The organism is Pseudomonas sp. P7758 (assembly GCF_013386485.1).
Classification (GTDB): domain Bacteria; phylum Pseudomonadota; class Gammaproteobacteria; order Pseudomonadales; family Pseudomonadaceae; genus Aquipseudomonas.
Genome location: NZ_JACARS010000160.1, coordinates 26,956 through 49,890, shown reverse-complemented (window position 1 = coordinate 49,890; position 22,935 = coordinate 26,956). Strand labels below are relative to the sequence as shown.

The following is a 22,935-nucleotide window of genomic DNA, read 5'->3' as shown; positions in this document are numbered from 1 at the left end:
CCCCCCCGCAACTCCCTGGTGAAATAACGGCTCGGTACCTCACCCAACACACGCTTGAACACCGTGGCAAACGCACTCGGGCTGCTATACCCCAGATCCAGCGCCACCCTGGTCACCGGTTCCCCATTGCCCAGCCGCACAATCGCCGCCAGCAAACAGGCTTGCTGGCGCCATTGCAGGTAACTGATCCCCGTGGCCTGGCGGAACTGGCGGGTAAAAGTCCGGCGGCTCATACCCGCGCCGAGGGCCATGGCATCAATGCCGATTTCCAACGAAGGCCCGGCCAGGAACTCTTCGCAGGCCTTCGCCAATCGAGGCTCGGCCGGCAACGGCGCACACAGCGGCAGCACCGGCATCCGGGCGATCTCGTGCAGCAGCAAGCCCATCAAATAGCTGTCGCGGCCACCCATCGCGTAACGCGCAGGTACCTCGACGGCCTTCTCCAGCAACTGCCCAAGCAGCGGCGACACATCCAGCACCTGGCACTGTTGCGGCAACTCCAGCCGCCGCGCCGCCTGCGGGCGAATGTAGGTGTTGAGCATCGTCACCGGCCCGCGCATCAGCATGGCGTGGGACACATGCGGCGGCACCCAGATCGCGCGGCGAGGCGGCACCACCCAGTTACCGGTGGCGCTGTAGACGGTAATGACACCCTGGCTGGTATAGGCCAACTGGCCTCGCGGGTGCGCGTGGGCGGGGAACAGCTCGCCGTCGGCATAGTCGATGGCGGTCACGACCACGTCGCGCGGGGTGTTTTCGTAGGGATGAATATCGGGCATGGCCTGATTCTAGCCTTTATTGACCCACAATCGCAGGCGGGCCATCGCGGTTTACGAAAAAATCTATCGGATGCACGGCCTCCTGTCGTGCCACCGAGTCAATGGACCCGTCACGATGAAGCAAAAACACCTGTTACTGGCCGTCCTGGTGACGGCTGTGTGGGGACTCAATTTCCCCATTACCAAACTCGGCCTGGCCGAGATCAACCCGCTGTTGCTGACGGCCCTGCGGTTCACCCTGGCGGCGTTGCCCTGGGTGTTTCTGGTGCGCCGGCCCCAGGTCGCGGTGAAGTGGCTGGCGGCCTATGGCTTGATATTCGGGGTGGCGATGTGGGCCTTGATCAACCTCGGGATCGCCATGGGCGTGCCGCCCGGCAGCGCGTCGTTGCTGATCCAGTTCAGCGCATTTTTCACCATGGGCTGGGGCGTGCTGCTGTTTCGTGAAAGCCTGTCCGTGCCGCAATTGATCAGCGTGGCGCTGGCGGCCATGGGCCTGGTGGGCATGCTGTTGAGTGTGCAGGGCGCGGCCACGATGCTGGGGTTTGCCTTGGTGCTGTTCAGCGCGTTGGCCTGGAGCATCGGCAATATCATCATCAAGGTCTCCGGGGTGCGGGAGATCTTTGCCTTCGTAGTCTGGGCCAGCCTGTTTGCGCCGTTGCCGCTGGTGCTGTTGACGTGGCTGCTGGATGGCTCGCAAGCCTTTATCGCTTTGCCTGCTCAACTGAACGGCGTGGCGTTGTTCTCGCTGGCGTTCCAGGTGTATGGCGCGACGCACTTCTGTTACTGGGGCTGGAACCTGCTGTTGCGCGAGTACCCGGTTTCCCGGGTGGCGCCCCTGTCACTGCTGATCCCGGTGTTCGGCATCGTCAGCTCAATGCTGATCCTGGGTGAGCGCCCCGGGGTTTCGCAGTGGCAGGCCATGGGCTTGATCCTCTTGGCCCTGATCGTCGGCCTGAAGAAGGGGCGCCCGTTGTGGGTCAGGCAGGACGGTCACGCTTGAGCAGGCCATACAGCGCGCTGTCCGAGATCTCGTCGCCGACCACCCAGCGCTCGCGCAGCAAGCCTTCGCGGACGAAACCCAGGCGCTCAAGCAGCTTCGCGGAGCCCAGGTTGCGTGGGTCAATGTCGGCTTCAAGGCGGCGCAGCCCGGCGGTGTTGAACCCATGGTCGATCACGGCGCGGGCGGCTTCGCTCATGTAGCCCTTGCCCCAATACTGGCGGCCCAGGGTAAAGCCGATTTCAGCGCGGCGGCATTGCTCGTCGACATTGAACAGGTCGCAACTGCCGATCACCTCGCCGGTGGCCAGCAACTCCACCATGCACACCAGGTCTTCACCGGCAATCGATGCCTCCATCAATTGGCCGAAGCGTTCAACGGCTTGCTCGGCGCGGGTCATGGTGGGAAAGGAAAAGTAGCGCATGGCCTCGGGGTCGGACCAAATGGCAAACAGCGCGCGCCAGTCATCCTGATGGGGAGGGCGCAGGCCCAGGCGTTCGGTGGTGAGAAGTACGGGGGCGAAAAAGGGCAGGGTCATCATGTGCTCGTCCGTGAAGATCACGGGCGCAATCCTGCCGGGATTACGGGCGTTATACAAGCATCAGGAACAGGCCGTATCGTCCAGCGCCTGGGCCGGCAGCGCGCCGGTGGTCTTGATGGTTTTGGTGACGATATAGGTGAAGTAGCGCTCGATGGCCAGGTCTTCCATCAGCAGTTGATCGATGAAACGCTGGTACTGGTCGATGTCGGCTGCGCGGATCATTGCGATGTAGTCCACGCCGCCGCCGGTGGCGTAGCAGAACTCCACGTCGGGGGCGTCGCTCATGCGTTGTTCGAAGCGGCGCATGTCCTGGGCGGTGTGCCGGGCGAGGGTGATTTCCACCAGCAGTTGCTGACTCTTGAACACCTGATTCCAGTCGATCACCGCGCGGTAGCCCTTGACCAGGCCGGCACTTTCCAGCTTGCGCACGCGCTCCCAGGCGGGCGTTACCGAAAGGTTGATGGCCTCGGCCAGGCTCGATTTGGTGATGCGCCCGTCCTCGGAGAGGATACGCAGGATTTTCAGGTCGTAGCGGTCAAGCTTGTGCATCGGCAACGAACTCCAAAGGCGCACGGACCCTGTAGGAGCGAGCTTGCTCGCGATGAGCCTGAGGACGACGCGTTAATTCAGGATTAGCACGTTATCGTTCACGACCATCGCGAGCAAGCTTGCTCCTAAGGGAAACTCATCAGCCCAACACTTCCCCGGCCACCTGGTCGATCGCGCCTTTGGTGATGTCGACGATCAGGTCTGCCTCCGCCCTGGTCAAAATCAGCGGCGGCGCAAAGCCGAGGATGTCGCCGTGTGGCATGGCCCGGGCGATCATCCCGCGTTCCAGGCAGGCCGCCGAGACTTTGGGGCCGACCTTGAGCGCAGGATCAAACGGCGTGCGTTGCTCACGGTCGGCCATGAATTCCACGGCGGCGAGCAGGCCGTCGCCGCGTACTTCGCCCACCAGCGGGTGACCTTCGAGGGTTTCCCGCAGGCGACGGTTCAGGTACCCACCGACTTCGTCGGCGTTCGCCGTGAGGTTCTCCCGTTCCAGGATATCCAGGTTTGCCAGCGCCGCCGCGGCGCAGATCGGGTGCCCGGAGTAGGTCCAGCCGTGGCCCATGGCGCCTTCGTGGGTCGAGGCCTTTTCAATCACGTCCCACACCTTCTCACCGATGATCACCGCTGACAGCGGGGCATAGGCGCTGGTCAGCCCCTTGGCCGTGGTGATCAGGTCCGGGCGCATGCCGTAGCGCTGGCTGCCCATTTTCGAGCCCAGCCGGCCGAACGCGCAGACCACTTCGTCAGCGATCAACAACACATCGTACTTGTTCAGTACCGCCTGGATCGCCGCCCAGTAACCGGCCGGGGGCACCACGATGCCACCGGTGCCCATCACCGGTTCGCCAATGAACGCCGCGACCGTGTCCGGGCCTTCGGCGAGGATCATTTTTTCCAGCTCATCGGCGCAGTAACGCACGAACGCAGCCTCGTCCATGCCCGCCGGTGCCTTGCGGTACCAGTGCGGGCAAATGGTGTGCTGGATGCCTTTTTCCGGCAGGTCGAAATGCTGATGGAAGGCGGCGAGGCCCGTGAGGCTGCCGGTCATGATGCCTGAGCCGTGATAGCCGCGATCGCGGGAGATGATTTTCTTCTTCTGCGGACGGCCCAGTACGTTGTTGTAGTAACGCACCAGCTTGATCTGGGTTTCGTTGGCGTCTGAGCCGGACAGGCCGTAGTAGACCTTTTTCATGCCTTCGGGCGCCCAGTCCATGATGCGGCTCGACAGCTCGATGATTGCCTCGGTCGAGTGACCGACATAGGTGTGGTAGTAGGCCAGCTCCTTGGCTTGCTTGTAGATGGCGTCGGCAACTTCGGTGCGGCCATAGCCGATGTTCACACAGTACAGGCCGGCAAACGCATCGATGAATTCGCGGCCTTCGTGGTCGCGAATGCGGATGCCCGAGGCGCTCTTGATGATGCGGCCCTTGAGTGCGCCGCTGGCGTGATCATGGGCGTGGGTGGACGGGTGCATGAAGTGCGCGCGGTCTTGTTCGAACAGGCTGTTGAATGCTTGGCTCATGGTTGCTCTCCTTGGAATTGGCCTTGGTGATGCAGGCAAAAGTATTTGGTTTCGACAAAGGCTTCGAAGCCCTCGGCGGCGCCTTCACGGCCCAGGCCCGAGGCTTTCATGCCGCCGAAGGGAATCGGGTGACCGGTGAATTTCACCCCGTTGACCGCGATCATGGCGTGGTCGAGGCGGCGGATCAGCGGGTAGATCAGGTCCAGGCGGTTGGAACAAATGTAGGCGGCCAGGCCGTACTCGGTGTCGTTAGCCATTTCGATGGCCTGGTCAATCGAGTCGAACGGCAGCACCCCGGCAATCGGCGCGAAGTTTTCTTCGCGGTAGATGCGCATTTGTGGGGTCACGTCGGCGAGTACCGTTGGCTGGTAAAACAGCCCGCCCAGGGCGTGGCCTTCGCAGCCCACCAGGCGTTGCGCGCCCAGCTCCAGGGCGTCGGCCACGCGTTCGGCGGTGACGTCGAAGGCGGCCTGGTGCATCAACGGGCCGATGTCGACGCTTTGCTCTTGCCCGTCGACCAATGCCGGGCCGACCCGCAACTCACGCACGGCGGCAGCGAAGCGGCTGAGGAATTCGGCGTAGATCGAACGGTCGACCATGATCCGGTTGGCCGCGCAGCAGTCCTGGCCGGAGGTCTGGAACTTGGCCTCGACCGCGACTCTCACTGCCAGCTCAAGGTTGGCGTCGGCGCAGACAATAAATGGCGCATTGCCGCCCAGTTCCAGCGAGACCTTCTTCACGTCCTGGGCCGCCGCCTGCAGTACCAGCTTGCCGACCCGGGTCGAGCCGGTGAAGCTTACCGAGCGCACGCGGGTGTCCTGCACCAGGGTTTGCATGGCCATCTGTGGCTCGCCCAGCACCACGTTGAACACGCCCGGCGGGAAGCCGGCTTCTTCGGCCAGTTGCGCGAGGGCCAACGCCGAGTAGGGCGTTTCATGGGCCGGCTTGACCACCACCGTGCAACCGGCGGCGAGGGCGGCGGCGGCCTTGCGGGTGATCATGGCCGAGGGGAAGTTCCATGGGGTCAGCAGGGCGCAGACGCCTACGGGTTCCTTGACTGTGCCCAGGTGCGCACCGGGGATATGGCTGGGGATATTCTGGCCGTACAGGCGGCGGGCTTCTTCGGCGAACCACGGGATGAAGCTTGCGGCATAGGCGATTTCGCCGCGGGCTTCGGCCAGCGGTTTGCCTTGTTCCTGGCTGAGGATGCGGGCGAGGTCCTCCTGGTGTTCGAGGATCAGTGCCGCCCAGCGCCGCAGGATCGTGGCGCGGGCATCGAGGTTCTGTTCACGCCAGGCGGAAAACGCGCGGTGGGCGGCGTCGATTGCGGCGACAATTTGCGGTTTTTCCAGCATCGGCACGTGGCCGATCAACTGTTGGTTCGCCGGGTCATGTACGGCGATGGTGCTGGCACTGGCGCTGTGGACCCAATGGCCGTCGACGTAGCACAGGGCTTTGAACAGCAGCGGGTGTTTGTAGGTCATCGGGGTCACTCCGGATGGGCTGAGTGGGTGCAATGCTAGGGCAGGGGCAGGCGCGGGATTGGTGGTTTGGTGGGGGTGGGGCAGTGGGTTTTTTCTGATTGCGCCCGCCAAAATAGTTATTTTTGCGGCGGGTGAAAATCGACTGTGGGAGCTGGCTTGCCTGCGATGGCGACGGTGAATTCAACATCGCTATCGCAGGCAAGCCAGCTCCCACATTGAATCGGTGCTACTTGGCGGTTTTTGCGGTGGCCACCCAGCCGTCAAACGTCGCTTTGTTTTCCTTCATCCAGTCCTCCGCCAGCTTGCGAATGTTGCGTTCGCTGGAGCCGTCGGCGCTGATGGTTTTTTCCCAATAACTCCAGGTTGCCTGGGAAAACGTCATCTGCTCCACCAACTTCTTGATCGCCGGATTCGCCGCGATGAATTGCTTGTTGCCAATCGCATACCAGTTCCACGCCGCCATCGCCATGCGGCATGGATCAGCCCCGCCGGCGCACCCGGCAACCCCGGGCGTCAGTGCCGAAGTGGTGCTCGGCACATTGCCCGGCAACGCATCAAACGGCGTCGGCAGCCACACCACGTCCTTGCCCGGCACCATGGTGTTGGTCATCCACGACGGTGCCCACGCATAGAAAAACACCGGCTCGCCACGTTTCAGCCGGGCGACGTTTTCGAACATCAGTGCTTCGTATTTGCCGCGTACCGGGTTAACCGTGTCCTTGAGACCGAACTTGTCGAGCTGGTAATCCACCACATCGCCACAGCCCCAGCCCGGATCACAACTGATCAGGTTGGCCTTGCCGTCCTTGCCGAACAGCCCGGCGATTTTCGGGTCCTTCATTTGTTCCAGGCTGGTGATGCCGTACGCGTCGGCGGTTTTCTTGTCGATCATGTAGCCGTTATAGCCCGCGCCCGTAATGAAGCCCGAGCCCACCACTTCGGTACGGTCCTTCACCTTGTCAAAGCTCGGTTGCAGCATCGGCAAGGTCACGTCCATCGACAGGTCCAGGTCGCCCTGGGCCGCGGCGGGGAAGAACAGGGTGGTGTTGACGGTGCTCAACTTGCTCGCGTAGCCCAGGCGCTTGGTGGCCTCGATCGCGATTTTGGTCAGTACGTAGTTGCCGCCGGTGCTTTCCGATTGCACGAAGCGGATGGTCTTGCCGGTGCCCGGCAAATCCTCGGCCCACACCTGCGTACTTGCCAGGTACAACACTGCTGCAAATCCAAGCAAGGCTTTGAATGGATGCATCATGATTTCCTCTTTTTTTTCTCGTTATGGTTAGGGTTGGCAGTCAACAACGGGCATTCATGAGGTTCTTTTTGTTATGCGTTTACCGGGTTCGGATTGAGCAGTCGCTTGAACAGCGACTTGCGCTTGCGCATGGTCGGTTGCGCCAGGTTCTGGGTGATCCGGTCGAGCATCATCGCCAGCAGCACAATGGCAATCCCGCCCACCGCCGCGCGGCCCACGTCCATCCGGCCCAGGCCTTGCAGCACCACCAGGCCGAGGCCTTCGGCGCCGATCATCGCCACCACCACCGACATCACCATGGCCGTGAGCACGGTCTGGTTGAGGCCGCCGAGGATCGTCGGGATCGCCAGGGGCAGCTGGATTTCCCAGAGCAATTGGCGCTTGTCCGCACCAAAGGCGTGGCCGGCTTCCACCAGTTCGGTGTCGACCATGCGGATGCCCAGGTAGGTAAAGCGAATCAGCGGCGGGCAGGCGGAGATCACCACCGCCACTTCACCCGACACCGTGCCGACGCCAAACAGCATCACCACCGGCACCAGGTACACGAAGGTCGGGGTGGTTTGCATGATGTCGAGGATCGGCCGCATCACGCCCCACACCCGCTCGCTGCGGGCGCACCAGATGCCCACCGGAATGCCCACTACCATGCAGATCACAATCGCCGTGGTGATCAGAGACAAGGTGGTCATGGCCTCGTCCCACACCCCCAACGCGGCGATCACCACCAGGGCCACGGCGCTGAACACCGCCACCCCCAGGCTCGCCGCACGGTAGGCGATCAGGAACATCAGCAACACCATGACCGGGAACGGGATCGCGTGGATCACCGTGTCACTCAGCCCCAGCAAATGCTCCACCGGCCAGCGAATCGCCTGGAACATTGGCCGCAGGTGAATCCCCAGCCACTCCACACCCTGGCTGATCCACTGGTCTACGGGTAAAACCGCGAGGTCTTCTGAACTAAGCATGCTGTGCAACCTCCGCAGCGGCAGGGCGCGGGGCCGGGACGCTGGCTATGCAATCAAGAATGTGCGCGCTGTTGAGGGTGCCGACGAACTGCCCGTCGCCATCCACCACCGCCACCGGCAAACCCGGTTTGAGCAGGCGCGCGGCTTCCACCAGCTTGGCGCTGGCCGGCACGCAAACGAACTGGCTCGACAGCCGTTGCAGTGCGTCGGCGCCGCCGCCCACGGCCAGCAGCGCTGCCGAGTCCAGCACGCCGACCGCCTTGCCGCTGGTGTTCAGTACGAATGCAGCCGTGCCGTCATTGCCCACCACCCGGGTGTCACCCTGCACCAGCAGCGTGTGGGCTTTTTCCATGATCGAGCGCGCATCGAACAGCCGCGAACGGTCCACCTCCCGGGTGAACGCCGCGACGTAATCGCTGCCCGGGTCCATCACGATTTCCTGGGGCGTGCCCTCGCGCACCACTTGGCCGTCGGCCATGATCGCGATGCGTGTGCCCAGCTTCAGGGCTTCCTGGAAGTCGTGGGTGATGAACAGGATGGTTTTTTTCAGGGTGCGTTGCAGGCGCAGCAACTCGTCCTGCATCTCGGTGCGGATCAATGGGTCGAGGGCACTGAAGGCCTCGTCCATGATCAGCACGTCGGCGTCGGTGGCCAGTGCGCGGGCCAGGCCGACGCGCTGGCGCATGCCGCCGGACAGCTCGTGGGGATGGTGGTCGGCCCACTTGGCCAGGCCGACAATCGCCAGTACTTCCAGGGCCCGCTTGCGCCGCTCGGCCGCCGAGACACCGCGCAGCTTGAGGCCGAACTCGGTGTTCTCGATCACGGTTTTATTCGGCAGCAGCGCGAAGTGCTGGAACACCATGGAGATACGCGTGCGGCGCACTTCCCGCAGTTGGTTTTCGTCGAGGCTCACCAGGTCTTCGCCGTCCAGCAGGATCTTGCCCGCGGTCGGTTCATTCAGGCGGTTGATACAGCGCGCCAGGGTGGATTTGCCCGAGCCCGAGAGGCCCATGATCATGTAGATCGCCCCGCTGGGGATCGACAGCGATACGTTGTTGAGGCCGACCACGGTGGCGGTCTCGGCCAGGATCCGGTCTTTGCTGGCCCCGGCGGTCAAGAGCTGCATGGCCCTGTCCGGGGTTGAGGAAAAGACCTTGTAGAGGTTCTCAATCTTTAGTCGTTCGCTCACCAATTGCCTCCAATTGTTGTTTTGCAATCTGCGGAAAACTTCATCAATAGAAATTTTTGGGCTACTGGCAGTTAAAAATCTTCGAGCTAAGGCGACGCAAGGCGCAGGCGCAAAAATTTCTTGTTGTGGTGCCAAGGCACTTACAGCATGAGCGGTGTGGCGAGTGCAAGGGTTGGGCGTCAACCGGTCGTTGAATCCGATGGAGCCATGCTTTCCCGGGCTTTGCGGGCCACGCGAAACGCCTCGACACCCGCCGGCACGCCGCAGTACACCGCGATCTGCACGAGGGCGGCGCGCAGTTCGTCGTCGCTCAGTCCGTTGCGCAGGGCGCCGCAGAAATGCGTACCGAATTCGTCCATGCGCCCCAGCGCCGCGAGCATTCCCAGGTTGAGCAGACTGCGTTGCTTGAGGTCCAGGCTGTCGTCGGTCCAGACCATGCCCCAGCAGTACTCGTTGAGCACCTCCTGGAAGGGCCGGGAAAAGTCGTCGGCGCGGCCCAGGGCCTGGTCGACGTAGCTATCCCCGAGGACTTGGCGGCGAACGCTTTCGCCTTGGGCCTGCAATGATTTATCCATGGTGAGTCTCCGAAGGGGTTAGAAAATCGCGTATCAGGGCGGCCACCTGTTGCGGCGCCTCGATCAGGATGCAATGGCGCAGCCCAGGCAGAATCCGCAGTTGCGAACCCTCGATGCGATCGTGCATGAACGTCGCCATCCGTGGGTTGGAGCCGGCGTCTTCGGCACCGGTGGCAATCAGCGTGGGGCAGCGGATCCGTGACAGCTGTTCGCCGAAATCCGACTCGGCCAGGATGCGATACGCCGCGGCATAACAGCCCGGGTCGTTGTCGGCATTCAGTTGGCGCAGACGGGTAACGGCCTCGGGATTGCGCGCCTGAAAATCCTCGGTCAGCCAACGCGACAGCGATGCCTCGTAGTGAGCCTCCGGCTCCCCGGCCTGCAAGGCGGCGAGGCGCGCGTGTACCCGCTCGCGCTCCTCGGCGTTCCGCCCGGCGACGGTCGACAGCAGCACCAACCGGTGAACCCGCGACGGATGAGTCAGGGCCATGCGCTGGGCGATCAGCCCGCCCAACGAGAACCCGGCCAGGTCGAACTGCTTGAAACCTACGTGATCCGCCAGGGCCAACGCCTCACCCACCAAATGATCAATCTCATAACGACCGGGCGTGCGGGACGACTGGCCGTGGCCGCGCAGGTCGAAGGTCAGCACAGTGAATTGCTCCTGCAGACCCGCCACCGTTTCAGCCCACGCCTCAAGGCTGGAACCCACGCCATGGATGCACACCAGCGGGCGCGGTCCATGCCCGTCCAGGCGATAATTGAGCGTGACGTTGGCCACGCTGAAACGTTGTGCCTGGCCCATCACGCGCTGACCTGGTTGCGTTGTCTGGCGCGTTCGCGCTCGGCGAAGAATGGCATCACTTCATCGATGAACAGGCGCAGGGTCTGCTTCTGCAGTTCGAACGGCAAGTTGAAGGTCAGGCCCAGGCAATACTGGTCGACACCGGCGGCTTCGTAGTCGAGCAGCTTTTCGATGATTTCTTCCGGGGTGCCGAACATCAAGTTGCGCCGCAGGTTTTCCGGGTTGTAGTTGTCTTTGCCGCGCACGCTTTCAAACGGCACCGGCTCGGGGAAGCCGTTGTGCACGGTGCCGATGTTCTGCATCAGGTTCTCGAAGGCGCGGCCAAAATCCATGCTGTGCTTGACCGGCAGTTCCCAGTCGTTGGGGTTGGCGTACACGCAGGTGCGGCGCTGCATCATGAAGCGCGGGCGCGGCACGTGGGGGTTGTCGGCCACGGCCTTGTTGAATTTTTCGCCGAGCACCGCGATTTCGGCCGCTGGCAGCGAGAGCGGGGTGGACAGGATGTTGGCGCCAATGCTCACTGCCCAGTCGAAGGTGCCCGGGTCCCGTGCGGCGACCCAGATCGGCGGGTGGCCTTTTTGCAGCGGCTTCGGTACGGCGGCGGTCTGCGGGAATTTCCAGTAGTGGCCGTCGTGGGCGTAGTCGCCGGTCCAGAGCTTTTGCACCGCCGGCACCAGTTCCTTCATGTAGCCCACACCTTCCTGCTGTTGCAGGCCGGGGGTCATGCGGTCGAACTCGTACTGGTAGGAACCGCGGGCGATGCCGAATTCCAGGCGGCCGTGGGTCAGGTGATCACACAGCGCGGCTTCACCGGCAAGGCGGATCGGATGCCAATAGGCGGCAGCGAGGGTTGCGGTGCCCAGGCGGATACGCTCGGTGTGCTGGCCGAGCCAGGTCAGGGTCTGGAACGGGTTGGGCGCGATGGTGCATTCCAGGGTGTGGTGTTCGGAGGTCCACAGGGTTTCAAAGCCGCCGGCATCGGCGATCTTTGCCAGCTCCAGCAGGTTGGCCATGACGGTCTGCATCGGCACGTCTGGCGAGAAGCGTTCCATGCTCAGGGATACGGCGAATTTCATAAGATGCTCCTTGAATAATCAGCGCAGGCGAATGACGAAGGGGTCCTGCATTTCGCCGGAGTAATCGATGACCACGTTCTTGGCCCGGGAAAACTCGCGCATCACGTCAAAGCCGCCGCGACGGCCATATCCGCTGTGCTTGAACCCGCCGTTGGCGGACATGTAGGCCGAGCTGCGGTAGGTGTTGATCCACACCGTGCCGGCGTCGATGCGGTTGGCAAAGCGCATCGCGCGGTCGATGTTCTGGGTCCAGATTCCGGACGCCAGGCCGTAGTGGGTGTCGTTGGCCAGGCTGAGCATTTGCTCTTCGGTGGTGAAGGGCATCACACCCACTACCGGGCCGAACAATTCGTCGCGCATGAACGGCATGTCGTTGGTGGCGTTGGCCATCACCGTGGGCTCGAAGTACCAGCCTTCGGACAGGTGCGCGGCGCTGGGGCGTTTGCCGCCGACGGCGATCTGCGCGCCTTGTTGGGCGCCGCTGGCGATGTAGCCTTCGAGCTTTTGCAGTTGGGCTTGCAGAGCCAGCGGGCCGATGTCGGTGTGTTCTTCCATCGGGTGGCCGACGCTGATCTGTTGGGTGCGGGCCACCAGGGCCTCGACGAACTTGTCGTAGATCGGCGCTTCGACAAAGCAGCGCGAACCGGCCACGCAACTTTGCCCGGCGGCGGCGAAGATCCCGGAGACCACGCCGTTCACGGCCTTCTCGATATCCACATCGGCAAACACCACGTGGGGCGATTTGCCGCCCAGTTCCATCTGGCACGGCACCAGGTTATTGGCGGCGTTGCCAGCGATACGCCGACCGGTTTCGGTGCTGCCGGTGAACACGTATTTGGCGATGTCGGGATGGCGGGTCAGGGCCTCGCCGGTGACGGCGCCGTTGCCGGTGACTACGTTGACCACACCCGCCGGGAAGCCGGCTTCGATGATCAGTTCGGCCAGCGCCAGTGTGGAGGCGCTGGCGTGTTCCGAGGGCTTGATCACCACCGTGTTGCCGATGGCCAGGCACGGTGCGAGGGTGCCGGTGAGCAGCATCAGCGGCGAGTTCCACGGGGTGATCATGCCGACCACGCCCAACGGCTCGCGGCTGCTGTAGTTGAGCTGGTTGAGCTTGTTGACCGGGATCACCTCGCCTTGCAGCTTGTCGGCCATGCCGGCGAAGTAGACGTAGGCATCGGGCAGGGCGCTCATTTGCGCGCGCATTTCCCGCAGCAGCTTGCCGTTGTCGCGGGTTTCCAGCAGCGCCAGTTCTTCGGCGTGCTCGGCCACCAGCTGGGCCAGGCGATACAACAATTTGCCGCGTGCGGTGGGCGTCATGTTGCGCCACTGCCGGTCGTTGAAGGTCTTGTGGGCGGAAGCGACGGCGCGGGCCACGTCGCCGGCATCGGCCTGGGCGAACTGGTACCAGGACTGGCCGGTGGTGGGGTCGAAACTGTCGACATAGCTGCCGCTGTCGGGAGCGACAAAGCGACCGTCGATAAACAGGTTGAGGCGGTTGCCCTCAAGGGCGCTGACCGTGGTTTTCATGCAAGAGTCCTGTAGGTGCGTGTCAAAGGGGCGCGTTTTCGAGCATCGCGATGCGGCCGCTGGCGGCAGAGCCGGTGTAGATGCCGAACTGCTGGTTCTGGCGCTCGCGGGCATAGCGGCGCACCACCGAGCGCAGTTCGTTGACCGGCATCTGCTCGATGGGCAACGCGTCCAGCGGGAAGAAGCGCAGGGTGTCGGGCAGCTCGGCGTCGAACGGGCCGAGCTGGGCGCGGTAGATCAGGTAGCCGGGGTCGGTGTCGTCGACATCGAACGCCGAGTACAGGAAGGTCGATTCCAGTTCCACCGGCAGCGAGCTGTCGCCGGCGTCGATAAAACCCTTGCGCTTGCCGGCCACCGGCAGCGTCCAGCCGCCCTGGCCATCGGCGCGAAACAGGATCGCGTCGCCGGCTTCGATCAGGTAGCCGATGATCATCTTGTGGGAGTCCAGCCAACTGGCCGGCAGCGGGTCCTGGATGTTCGCGTAGCGGCCCCGGCAGAAGCACAGCGGCAGCTTGGGGCTGGTGCCGAAGGCGCGGACCTGGCCGATCAGCACCAGGTGGTCGCCGGCTTCGATGCGCTGGTGCACGCTGCAGTCGAACCAGGTCAGGCTGTCGGTGAGGATCGGTGCGCCGGTGTGCACGGTGTCGTGGTTGACGGTGTGGAATTTGTCTGGCGACTTGGAGGCGAAGGTCCCGGAGACGTCCACCTGGCCTTCGTGCAACAGGTTCACGGCAAACTGTTCGGTGCTGGCAAACGCGGTGTAGCTGGCGGCCGACTTGCCCACGCACACCAGCAGCAGCGGCGGGTCGAGGGACACCGAGGTAAACGAATTGGCGGTCATGCCGCGCGGGTTGCCATCGGTGTCATGGGTGGTGATGACGGTGACGCCGGTGACGAAGGTGCCGAAGGCCTGGCGCAAGGCGCCCGGATCGACGGCTGCAACGTTGGCGCTGATCGCGGTGCTCGGCATCGGGGTACTCCTTTGTTCTTGTGGTGTGAAGCAAGCCTACGAGCAAGGGAAACCGTGGGCTTGCGTCGAAAAATGGTAGCGAAGACGAAAGTTTTGCTTCGTTTCGCAGTGCTCCGGCATTTCTGTGGCAAACATCAACCCTGTGGCGAGGGAGCTTGCTCCCGCAGGGCTGCGAAGCAGCCCCACAACGGCAACCGGGTGCTTTCAGGCGGACCATGGCGGGGCTCATGGGGCCGCTCCGCGACCCAGCGGGAGCAAGCTGACTCGCCACAATTGAGCGTCGTTCTTCAGCCAGACGTCAGTCCTTGGGTTGTTCCGCTTCCATCTCGGCCATGTCCTGGTAGCGGTCGGCAATCCGTGGGTGGGCACGGGAGCCGTCGCTGGCGCCGATGGCGATCAGCACTTCGTCGGGGCCCGGGGCATCGGCGACCTGGAAGTTGGCGGTGAGAAAGTGCGAGCGCTTGCCGGTTTCGCTTTTGTGCACCATCGGCAGCGAAAGCAGGGCGCCCGGTGCATTGCGGGTGTTGGTGAAGCTCAAGTAGGCGGTGCCTTCCACGGCTTCGCGGAACAGGTTGCCGAAGCGCAGGGTGTGGATCAGGCCCGAGGCGTGTTCGATTTCGCCGTTGACCCCGACAGCCGCCGCCTTGCCGAAGGCTTCGACCTTGCCCCCGGGCATCAGGGCGATCAGGCGACGGGTCATCTCATGGCCCAGGCCGGGGGCCAGGCGCAGGATTTCCGGACGCAGGTTTTCGACGAAGCCCTGGCCGGCCCAAGGGTTTTTCAACACGGCTGCCACCACGATCAGGGTGATCGGTTTGCCGGCGTCCTTGCCGCCTTCGATAAAGGTTTCTTCGATAAAGGTGCAGTACTTCCTGACGCCCAGATTTTCCAGATTCATGATCACTCGTCGCCCTTTTGGCTGTTGGTTGTGGCCTTAGGCTAGGAGCGTTGGGCAGCAGCGTCTTCCGTGGTTACGCAGTGCAAATCCACTGGACATTGCTCTGAACCGGAGCAAGTATCAGGCGGGCCTGGCAGGCAACGTGGCTGCCGTGACCTCCATGTTCGGGTGAGCGCCTTGAATCGAGAAATGCAGATACTGTCGTTGCGCGATGTGGCCAGTCAGATCAACTCCGGCGGTGACCTGCAGTCGATGCTGCACCAGTTGGTGTACGCCAGTTGCCGCCACACCCACTGGACCATGAGTTCGATCATGGCCATCGACATGGACGCCGGCTTCGGCCACGTGATCGCCCGCCATGACCCGACCCTGGTGCAGCGCCCGCTGGTGGATTGCTGGGAGCTGTCTTCCAGCCCGGTGATGACCGCCCTGCAACGCAACGAGGCGGTGTTCATCCGCGACGTGCGCGAATGCGAGTACCCCGGCTACCGCCGCGAATCCCTGGAGCGCGATTACCGCACGGTGATGGTGATGCCGATGAACTGCACCGACTTCGACGGCCGGCCCATGGTGCTCAGTGTGATTTCCCGCACGCTGATGGACGTTTCGGAAGAAGACCGGGTGTTCCTCGGCATGATCATCCACCTGGGCGCCATTGCCGTGGAGCGCCAGCGCCAGCTGGAAGCCGAACGCCGCGCCGCCGAGCGCCTGCAGCAGGCGTTGCATGTGCATACCACGATGCTTGAACACGTATTGGGCGGCGGTTCGGTGACATCGTTGTCGCTGATGGTCGGCGACCAGTTGCCCAACCCGGTGATCGCCGTGGACTTCACCGCCAACCAAGTGGTGGCGGGGCGTTCCCCGGATCCCGCATTGTTTGACGACAATGCCTGGCAGGCCGCAGTCGCCGGGGTGCTCAGCGTGCAGATCACCAAGGCCGCCCAGGAAAGTTTGCGCAGCGCCCTGCGCAGTACGGTCAACCTGTTCCTCGACGATGGCCAGCGCCAGTTCACCCTGCGGGCGCAGATCGAACCGTTGATGGTCGACCACGAACTGGTGGGCGCGCTGGTGCTGTTCCCGGTGGCGGCGCCGGTCAACGAGCTGGACCTGCTGATGCTGGAAAGCGCCAAGTTCGCCTTGAGCGTGCAGATGATGCGCAGTTTTATCCGCTTTCGTTTTGAAACCCGGACCCAGACCGAGCTGCTGCTCGAAGTGCTCGAGGGCCGCTGGCGCGATGCCGATGACATCCAGCAGCGCGCCCAGCGGCTGGGCATCAGCTTCAGCACCGCGCAGCAGATGATCATCGTCGACTACGGCGCCAAGGCCCGGGAGGCGAAGAACCTGCACCACAACGTCGCGCGCATCCTGCAGCGTGCAGGGATGCAGGCCACGGTGATCATTGTCGACAACGGTTTGGTGTGCCTGGTGCCGGCGGAAGGCGAGCGCTTGAGCAAAATCAAACGGCAGATTACCGATGACCTGGCGCACTACCTGGGTGCCGAGCCGATCCTGCTGGCCAGCGGGGTGTGCCGGGCGCTGGCGGATTATCCTGCCGCGTGGGAGCGCTGCCGGCGGCTGATCGAGATTGCCCGCTCGTTCGGCCGCAGCGGGCCGATCTCCGATCAGGATTTCGGGCCGATCCCGATCTTCGTCGCGGCCGTGGGCGGAGAAGACATCCGCACCTTCGTCAACGACAGCGTTGGCGCCATGCTCGCCCATGACCGCAAGCACCAGACGCCGTACCTGGAAACCCTGACGGCGTATCTGCGGGAGAGCTGCCGCAGCCAGGCATGCGCGGACGCGATGGGAGTGCATGTGACGACGCTGCGCTACCGGCTGGCGCGGATCCAGGAGTTGTTCGGGATTGATGTGGAAACGCCGGAACGGCGGTTTGCCACGGAATTGGCGATTCATTTGCAGCGGGTGATTGATAGCTGACGGGTAGCATTGCTCCACTTAATAGGAAGCATTACTATTCACACCCCGCCTCCCCAGTGCTTCCTTGATGACTCCTCAGCCGCCCCGCAGAACAGGCTTTTTCGAGCACTACGAAGAGTTGATCGGGACCTGGACGCGCCGCCTGAGAAACCGTCAGCAGGCCGAAGACCTGGCCCACGACACTTTTGTGCGGGTGCTTGAGTCCAACGCCACCAAGGTTGAGCAACCTCGCGCCTATCTGCATCAAACGGCGCGCAATATCGCCGTTGACGCCTATCGCCGCGAGGACCGGCGGGAGGCGATGGCCCTGGAAGCCTTTGATCAGAGTTCGCCCCACAGTGGCGACCCGGAGCATTTCATGCACGCGATCCAGCTGGCGGATTCCATCGAGCGAGCCCTGGCCGAGCTGCCGCTCAATTGCCGCAAGATTTTCATCTGGCAGAAAATCGAGGGCCTGACCCAGCAGGAAATCGCCGAACGCCTGGGCCTGTCTAAAAACATGGTGGAAAAGTATATGATCCGCACCCTGCGGCATCTACGTGACCGCCTGGATGCGATGGCACCATGACCAATGCCCGCTTTGAAACAGGATCTTCCATGATGGATACCCGTGAGTGTGCCTGCGGCAGTGCGACGGCCCGCGACGAGGCGGCGCAATGGTTTGTGCGTGTGCAGGACAGCCCATTGAGCGCAGAAGAACGCGAGCGTTTTGATGCCTGGCGTGCAGAGCATGCCGAGCACCAGTACGAATTTGATGTGCTGCAAGGTTTGTGGAGTGCCACCGACCTGGTGCCCAAGGCGCGCTTGCAGGCGTTGTGCGATGCCCCGCAGCCGCGTGCGAAGCGCCGGCCCGTGCTGCGTTATACAGTGGCTGCAAGTGTGCTGGCGGTGGCCCTGGGCCTGGGGTTGTTCAGTGGCCTGGATCATCCGGCGACGTATAACGCCGAGTTCCGCACTGAATTGGGGGAGCACCGGCAGGTGGCGTTGCCCGACGGCTCGCTGATGGACTTGAACAGCCGCAGCGTGGTGGCCGTGCACTATGTAAAAGGCCAGCGCGGCATCGAGCTCAAGCAGGGCGAGGCCATGTTCAGCGTCGAGCACGACACCAGCCGGCCCTTCGTGGTGGACGCCGGGGCAGGGCAGGTGACGGTTACCGGTACGCGTTTCGACGTGCGCCGCGATGACGACCAGACCCGCGTGGTGGTCGAGGCCGGTACGGTCAAAGTGCAAGGGCGCTCATCCGATGACATCGTGATGCTCACGGCCGGTCGGGGCACCCATGTGGATACCCGGGGCCAGGTGGCGGCTGCCTACGCCGTCAACCCTGAAGAGCTCACGGCCTGGCGCACCGGCAAACTGGTGTTCAACAACGCCACTCTCGGCGAAGTGGCTCGGGAGGTCTCACGTTACCGCGAGCAACCTTTGCGGGTCAGCGCGCCCGCGGTGAGCAACCTGCGCTTGACCAGCGTGTTCAAATCCACCGACACCGACGCCTTGCTCAAGGCCTTGCCGCACATTCTTCCGGTGGCCTTGCGCACCTTGCCGGACGGTAGCCAGGAAATAATTTCGCGATAGATTCAGGTTTTTTTCGAGTTCTTCGTCTTCTTGTGCAACTGCAACTGGTTTGCATTAACAGCCGCACTCTCTTGCGATCACAGGACTACGTTCGACGTGAAAAAACTCGCCATGAAAAACAATAAATCATCGCGCTGGGCACCCCTCGCCCTGGCGCTGGCCGTCAGCGCCGCACTGCCGGCGGCCTATGCTGACGATGGCATTCATATCCAGGCCCAGTCCCTGGGTTCGGCCTTGAGCCAATTGGGTCAGCAGACGTCGCTGCAAGTGTTCTTCAGCCCCGACATGGTGGCCGGCAAACAAGCCCCGGCCGTCGACGGCAACCTGTCGCCCGAACAAGCGCTGCGCCAGTTGCTGCAGGGCAGCGGCCTGGATTACCAGATCGATGCGGGCTCCGTGACCCTGCGCCCGCTGGGCAAGGGCACCGGCGAAGCCGGTTCGCCGCTGGAGTTGGGTGCCACCGACATCAAGGTGGTTGGCGACTGGCTCGGCGACGCGAATGCCGAAGTGGTGCAGAACCACCCGGGCGCGCGCACCGTGGTGCGCCGTGAAGCCATGGTGGAGCAGGGCGCGATGAACGTCGGTGACGTGCTGCGGCGCATTCCCGGGGTGCAGGTACAGGAGGCCAACGGCACCGGTGGCAGTGATATTTCCCTCAACGTCGGGGTACGCGGCCTGACCTCGCGTCTGTCGCCACGCTCCACGGTATTGATCGACGGCGTACCGGCAGCGTTTGCACCCTACGGCCAGCCGCAGTTGTCGATGGCGCCGATTTCCTCCGGCAACCTCGACAGCATCGACGTGGTGCGTGGCGCAGGCTCCGTACGTTATGGACCACAGAACGTCGGCGGCGTGATCAACTTCGTCACCCGGGCCATCCCGGAAAAATTCTCCGGCGAAGTCGGCACCACCCTGGAAACCGCGGCCCACGGCGGCTGGAAACACATTGAAAACGCCTTCATCGGCGGCACCGCCGACAACGGTATCGGTGCTGCGTTGCTGTATTCCGGGACCAAGGGCGATGGTTACCGCGACCGCAACAACTCCAACGACATCGACGACGTGATCTTCAAGACCCACTGGGCGCCGACCGATCAAGACGATTTCTCGCTGAATTTCCACTACTACGACGCCAGCGCCGACATGCCCGGCGGCCTGACCCAGAAGCAGTACGACGCCAACCCGTATCAATCGGTACGTGACTGGGACAACTTCAATGGCCGGCGCAAGGATATGTCCTTCAAGTACATCCGGCAGATCGACGACCGCACCCAGGCTGAAGTGCTGACCTACTACTCCGACAGTTTCCGCGGCAGCAACATCGCCAACCGCGACCTGAAGACCCTGGGTTCCTACCCGCGCACCTACTACACCTTCGGCATCGAGCCGCGTGTGTCCCATGTATTTGACCTGGGGCCGAGCACCCAGGAAGTCAGCGTCGGTTATCGCTACCTCAAGGAAGGCATGCACGAGCAGGCCACCAGCCTGGCGCTGGTCAACAACGTGCCGACGCCCGTGGGCCAGAGTGACGGCCACGTGTACCAGGACCGTACCGGTGGCACCGAGGCCAACTCGTTCTATATCGACAACAAGATTGATATCGGCAAATGGACCGTCACCCCGGGCATTCGCTTTGAGCAGATTCGCACCGAATGGCACGACCGTCCGGTGGTAGGCCTCAATGGCGCCACGGTTCAGGAGAAGCGCCGCGAGATCCACAACAACGAACCGCTGCCGGCCCTGAGCGTGATGTACCACGTCTCCGATGCCTGGAAGCTGTTTGCCAACTACGAAACCTCCTTCGGCAGCCTGCAATACTTCCAGCTGGGCCAGGGCGGTAACGGCGACCAGACCGCGAACGGCCTGAACCCGGAAAAAGCCAAGACCTACGAAATCGGTACCCGCTACAACGACAACGTCTGGGGCGGCGAAGTGACGTTGTTCTACATCGACTTCTCGGACGAGTTGCAATACGTCAGCAACGATGTGGGCTGGACCAACCTCGGCGCTACCAAGCACGAGGGCATCGAAGCGTCGGCCCATTACGACCTGTCGAACCTCGACCCGCGCCTGGACGGCCTGACCGCCAACGCCGGCTTCACCTACACCAGGGCCACCTCCGAAGGCGACGTTGCCTTCAAGGGCCGCGACTTGCCGCTGTACTCCCGTGAAGTGGCCACCCTGGGGCTGCGTTACGACATCAACCACTGGACCCACAACCTGGACGTCTATGCCCAGTCCGGCCAGCGTGCGCCGGGCACCGGTACCACCTACATCACCCAGCCGACTGCTGATGGCCAGTACGGGGATATTCCCGGCTACGTCTCGGTCAACGTGCGCAGCGGTTATGACTTCGGTGCGCAACTGTCGAACCTGAAGCTGGGCGTCGGGGTAAAAAACGTGTTCAACCAGGAACACTACACCCGCTCCAGCGACAACAACTCCGGGATCTACCTGGGTGAACCGCGCACGTTCTTCGTGCAGGCCAGCGTCGGCTTCTGATGCGTGCCTGATCCCAGGTATCGACAGTGACGAGGGGGCGCAAGCCCCCTCGCCATAGCCCTTCTTCCTACTCTTTTTCTAACGATTTTCTGCGTCCGCAGGAACTGAATCCGACAGATCTACCACACAAGGAGGTGCCCACTTTCCATGGGATACCTTGTATCGCCGAGGTGTCTTTGAGCCGGGAGTGAATCGTGTCAATACGCCGAACTGGAGATGCCTATGTCGGTAACCTTATCCAACTCAACTGTTGCCAACCCCTCTGATAACGCCGCGCAGCCGCATACTGATGCCGCCACATCGACGCAGTCACGCTCACGCTCCGGGCAGGGGTCGATCCACATCAGCTTCAACGTGCCACAGAATGGAGTCGGCCCGGTGTATTCGAATGGGCCGACGACCCAGAGCACGATGGATCCCCATGGTGCTGCCAACAACTTATTCCGGGCGTCCTATGCAAACTCGTTCCTGGGCGGGCTGATCGGACAGCTTCAGGACTTTCTGCACAAGCTGTTCAATCCGTTCCGGCCTCACCCCGGTTATGGTCGTCCTGACCCTTCCATTCCACTCAGGCCTCTTCCCGGACACTGCCGTCCGACCCCCTGCAAGCCTGACCCGGGATACGGTCGCCCGGACCCACACTTTTCGAGGCAAACCCCCGATCAACTGGGGAACCTCCTCAAGAACAAATTTGATGCGTTCACGGTGCCGGGCCAGCCCTTCATCACAAAACAAAGCCTGGAAGAGATGGCGGGCAGACGGTTGACCAACGACCAGGACCGTAATGAGAACATTCTGTTGGCCCGGGAACTGCTGCGACGCCCAGACGTAATACAAGCCTTTGACCGAGCCGGCAGGACCGGTGATCTGGATGGTCGAATCTCCCGGCGGGACCTCAACGCCGTGCTCGACTCCGGCAACGCCTTGAAGTACAAGACCGACAAACAGCTCGCCGAACAGATGTTGAAGGACTTCGACGCCCTGAAGGGTATCTGGAGCCGCTCCATCAGTATCAAAGATTTGAAAAAATTGGCCGCATCGTCGTCGAGCGACCCAAAGCAACAGCGGCTCATCGAGTTGGCCAAGGAAGTCACTCAGCGCTCAAGCCTGTTAACGCTGATGGACTCTCTTGACCGGTATGACGGCAAGATCGGCAGAGCCGCCCTGCGCCACCTCTCTCTGAACCTGTTTTAGCTCGATCACGCCGCGACCCTCTCGCGGCGTGATGACCTGCCTTGATCAATCCGCTGCTTTCAAACTCTCAGCCAGGGCTCAGACATGGCTACACCTTCGTGTGGATCGCAAAATCCTGGCTATCAGCCAGCCTGTCTTGCGCCGACGGGCAGCGATATCCTGCAACCGCCCCCCGTTGCCGCACCGGGCAAACGGTGCGAAGAGGGCGCCGAAGCCCGGCGAGTGAAGAACTTCACCGGGCAGCACACGTTCCAGGCGCCGGCGGCTGACGACTTCATCAAAGGCATGTTGCCGCACGGGCAGTTGCCTGCCTCACACGCGCCTGGGTTACGCCCGTTGCGCGCGGTGATGGGCGCCATGGTCGCAGCGATCAAAGGCCTTTGGCAGGAGACGAAACCGACCTGGCCAGGGTCTCGAAAAGCCGACTGATTCTTCGGTTTTTACATGTTGTCATTGGAACGCTGCTCTATCTCGGAACCATTGCCACCGGCACACCACACACCTTTGGCCTGTTTTCACCTGAGCGATACGGCGATTGCCGGGATGATGACCAGGTCAATGTGGAACCGGAAAATGGTGGAGATGAAT

21 protein-coding genes are annotated in these 22,935 nt (G+C 62.7%); 7 read left to right on the top strand and 14 right to left on the bottom strand.

All coding sequences use genetic code 11. The features are described 5' to 3' along the window. On the bottom strand, positions 1 to 779 hold a 779-nt coding region (locus HX873_RS28325; protein ID WP_177123529.1), incomplete at its 3' end, for a helix-turn-helix transcriptional regulator. A 115-nt stretch (positions 780 to 894) separates the two neighbouring features. On the opposite strand from HX873_RS28325, the gene HX873_RS28320 reads away from it, so the two are divergent. Beyond that, a complete protein-coding gene (locus HX873_RS28320) occupies positions 895 to 1,779 on the top strand; it encodes an EamA family transporter (protein WP_177009183.1) in 885 nt (294 codons plus the stop codon). Here HX873_RS28320 and HX873_RS28315 read toward each other — a convergent pair. From HX873_RS28315 to HX873_RS28255, 13 genes are all read right to left on the bottom strand, one after another. Continuing rightward, positions 1,757 to 2,338, bottom strand: a complete 582-nt coding sequence (locus HX873_RS28315; RefSeq protein WP_256580017.1) for a GNAT family N-acetyltransferase — start codon at positions 2,336 to 2,338, stop codon at positions 1,757 to 1,759. The genes HX873_RS28320 and HX873_RS28315 overlap by 23 nt on opposite strands. 39 nt (positions 2,339 to 2,377) lie before the next feature. Beyond that, complete coding sequence (locus tag HX873_RS28310) at positions 2,378 to 2,866, bottom strand: Lrp/AsnC family transcriptional regulator (protein ID WP_003219468.1); 489 nt, start codon at positions 2,864 to 2,866, stop codon at positions 2,378 to 2,380. Positions 2,867 to 3,005: 139 nt separating this feature from the next. Beyond that, on the bottom strand, positions 3,006 to 4,391 hold the full coding sequence (locus HX873_RS28305; RefSeq protein WP_177123528.1) for an aspartate aminotransferase family protein: 1,386 nt from the start codon (positions 4,389 to 4,391) through the stop codon (positions 3,006 to 3,008). Continuing rightward, positions 4,388 to 5,875: an NAD-dependent succinate-semialdehyde dehydrogenase gene (locus tag HX873_RS28300; protein ID WP_003219471.1), complete on the bottom strand. Its 1,488-nt coding sequence runs from the start codon at positions 5,873 to 5,875 to the stop codon at positions 4,388 to 4,390. The genes HX873_RS28305 and HX873_RS28300 overlap by 4 nt, the downstream gene beginning before the upstream one ends. Before the next feature lie 226 nt (positions 5,876 to 6,101). Continuing rightward, on the bottom strand, positions 6,102 to 7,127 hold the full coding sequence (gene proX / locus HX873_RS28295; RefSeq protein ID WP_023842851.1) for a glycine betaine/L-proline ABC transporter substrate-binding protein ProX: 1,026 nt from the start codon (positions 7,125 to 7,127) through the stop codon (positions 6,102 to 6,104). A gap of 71 nt (positions 7,128 to 7,198) precedes the next feature. Beyond that, positions 7,199 to 8,095 carry a proline/glycine betaine ABC transporter permease gene (locus HX873_RS28290; RefSeq protein WP_023658964.1) on the bottom strand — a complete coding sequence of 299 codons (897 nt, stop codon included), beginning with the start codon at positions 8,093 to 8,095 and terminating at the stop codon, positions 7,199 to 7,201. Next, entirely contained in the window at positions 8,088 to 9,221 is a 1,134-nt protein-coding gene (locus tag HX873_RS28285; RefSeq protein ID WP_003219477.1) for a glycine betaine/L-proline ABC transporter ATP-binding protein, read from the bottom strand. Before HX873_RS28285 ends, HX873_RS28290 begins: the two co-directional genes overlap by 8 nt. A gap of 242 nt (positions 9,222 to 9,463) precedes the next feature. Beyond that, positions 9,464 to 9,859, bottom strand: a complete 396-nt coding sequence (locus tag HX873_RS28280; protein WP_177068408.1) for a carboxymuconolactone decarboxylase family protein — start codon at positions 9,857 to 9,859, stop codon at positions 9,464 to 9,466. Then, complete coding sequence (locus HX873_RS28275) at positions 9,852 to 10,664, bottom strand: alpha/beta fold hydrolase (RefSeq protein ID WP_087693081.1); 813 nt, start codon at positions 10,662 to 10,664, stop codon at positions 9,852 to 9,854. Before HX873_RS28275 ends, HX873_RS28280 begins: the two co-directional genes overlap by 8 nt. Then, positions 10,664 to 11,740, bottom strand: coding sequence for an LLM class flavin-dependent oxidoreductase (locus tag HX873_RS28270; RefSeq protein ID WP_177123527.1), 1,077 nt, complete (start codon positions 11,738 to 11,740; stop codon positions 10,664 to 10,666). The genes HX873_RS28275 and HX873_RS28270 overlap by 1 nt, the downstream gene beginning before the upstream one ends. Positions 11,741 to 11,758: 18 nt before the next feature. After that, entirely contained in the window at positions 11,759 to 13,270 is a 1,512-nt protein-coding gene (locus tag HX873_RS28265; protein ID WP_177123526.1) for an aldehyde dehydrogenase, read from the bottom strand. A 22-nt stretch (positions 13,271 to 13,292) separates the two neighbouring features. Continuing rightward, complete coding sequence (locus HX873_RS28260; protein WP_003219486.1) at positions 13,293 to 14,240, bottom strand: flavin reductase family protein; 948 nt, start codon at positions 14,238 to 14,240, stop codon at positions 13,293 to 13,295. A gap of 298 nt (positions 14,241 to 14,538) precedes the next feature. Further along, positions 14,539 to 15,138, bottom strand: coding sequence for an amino acid synthesis family protein (locus tag HX873_RS28255; RefSeq protein WP_003219487.1), 600 nt, complete (start codon positions 15,136 to 15,138; stop codon positions 14,539 to 14,541). 189 nt (positions 15,139 to 15,327) lie between these two features. Here HX873_RS28255 and HX873_RS28250 point away from each other — a divergent pair, with 189 nt between their 5' ends. The 6 genes from HX873_RS28250 to HX873_RS28225 all read left to right on the top strand — a co-directional run bounded on the left by HX873_RS28250 (position 15,328) and on the right by HX873_RS28225 (position 22,776). After that, positions 15,328 to 17,076, top strand: coding sequence for a helix-turn-helix domain-containing protein (locus tag HX873_RS28250; RefSeq protein ID WP_003219488.1), 1,749 nt, complete (start codon positions 15,328 to 15,330; stop codon positions 17,074 to 17,076). A 67-nt stretch (positions 17,077 to 17,143) separates the two neighbouring features. After that, entirely contained in the window at positions 17,144 to 17,644 is a 501-nt protein-coding gene (locus tag HX873_RS28245) for a sigma-70 family RNA polymerase sigma factor (protein ID WP_087693078.1), read from the top strand. 32 nt (positions 17,645 to 17,676) lie between these two features. Continuing rightward, complete coding sequence (locus tag HX873_RS28240) at positions 17,677 to 18,651, top strand: FecR family protein (protein WP_177123530.1); 975 nt, start codon at positions 17,677 to 17,679, stop codon at positions 18,649 to 18,651. A 96-nt stretch (positions 18,652 to 18,747) separates the two neighbouring features. Then, positions 18,748 to 21,153: a TonB-dependent receptor gene (locus tag HX873_RS28235; RefSeq protein WP_177048446.1), complete on the top strand. Its 2,406-nt coding sequence runs from the start codon at positions 18,748 to 18,750 to the stop codon at positions 21,151 to 21,153. A gap of 222 nt (positions 21,154 to 21,375) precedes the next feature. Continuing rightward, entirely contained in the window at positions 21,376 to 22,347 is a 972-nt protein-coding gene (locus tag HX873_RS28230) for a type III secretion protein (protein WP_177123525.1), read from the top strand. Positions 22,348 to 22,431: 84 nt separating this feature from the next. Beyond that, a complete protein-coding gene (locus tag HX873_RS28225) occupies positions 22,432 to 22,776 on the top strand; it encodes a hypothetical protein (RefSeq protein WP_256349675.1) in 345 nt (114 codons plus the stop codon). Positions 22,777 to 22,935: the final 159 nt, after the last annotated feature.

Coding starts and splice junctions, on each gene's coding strand:
- HX873_RS28275 (WP_087693081.1), bottom strand. CDS start 10,664: ATGGGCCAGGCACAACGTTTCAGCGTGGCCAACGTCACGCTCAATTAT.
- HX873_RS28260 (WP_003219486.1), bottom strand. CDS start 14,240: ATGCCGAGCACCGCGATCAGCGCCAACGTTGCAGCCGTCGATCCGGGC.
- HX873_RS28265 (WP_177123526.1), bottom strand. CDS start 13,270: ATGAAAACCACGGTCAGCGCCCTTGAGGGCAACCGCCTCAACCTGTTT.
- HX873_RS28225 (WP_256349675.1), top strand. CDS start 22,432: ATGGCTACACCTTCGTGTGGATCGCAAAATCCTGGCTATCAGCCAGCC.
- HX873_RS28255 (WP_003219487.1), bottom strand. CDS start 15,138: ATGAATCTGGAAAATCTGGGCGTCAGGAAGTACTGCACCTTTATCGAA.
- HX873_RS28305 (WP_177123528.1), bottom strand. CDS start 4,391: ATGAGCCAAGCATTCAACAGCCTGTTCGAACAAGACCGCGCGCACTTC.
- HX873_RS28280 (WP_177068408.1), bottom strand. CDS start 9,859: ATGGATAAATCATTGCAGGCCCAAGGCGAAAGCGTTCGCCGCCAAGTC.
- HX873_RS28320 (WP_177009183.1), top strand. CDS start 895: ATGAAGCAAAAACACCTGTTACTGGCCGTCCTGGTGACGGCTGTGTGG.
- HX873_RS28240 (WP_177123530.1), top strand. CDS start 17,677: ATGGATACCCGTGAGTGTGCCTGCGGCAGTGCGACGGCCCGCGACGAG.
- HX873_RS28245 (WP_087693078.1), top strand. CDS start 17,144: ATGACTCCTCAGCCGCCCCGCAGAACAGGCTTTTTCGAGCACTACGAA.
- HX873_RS28290 (WP_023658964.1), bottom strand. CDS start 8,095: ATGCTTAGTTCAGAAGACCTCGCGGTTTTACCCGTAGACCAGTGGATC.
- HX873_RS28230 (WP_177123525.1), top strand. CDS start 21,376: ATGTCGGTAACCTTATCCAACTCAACTGTTGCCAACCCCTCTGATAAC.
- HX873_RS28270 (WP_177123527.1), bottom strand. CDS start 11,740: ATGAAATTCGCCGTATCCCTGAGCATGGAACGCTTCTCGCCAGACGTG.
- HX873_RS28285 (WP_003219477.1), bottom strand. CDS start 9,221: ATGCAGCTCTTGACCGCCGGGGCCAGCAAAGACCGGATCCTGGCCGAG.
- HX873_RS28310 (WP_003219468.1), bottom strand. CDS start 2,866: ATGCACAAGCTTGACCGCTACGACCTGAAAATCCTGCGTATCCTCTCC.
- HX873_RS28300 (WP_003219471.1), bottom strand. CDS start 5,875: ATGACCTACAAACACCCGCTGCTGTTCAAAGCCCTGTGCTACGTCGAC.
- proX (WP_023842851.1), bottom strand. CDS start 7,127: ATGATGCATCCATTCAAAGCCTTGCTTGGATTTGCAGCAGTGTTGTAC.
- HX873_RS28250 (WP_003219488.1), top strand. CDS start 15,328: ATGCAGATACTGTCGTTGCGCGATGTGGCCAGTCAGATCAACTCCGGC.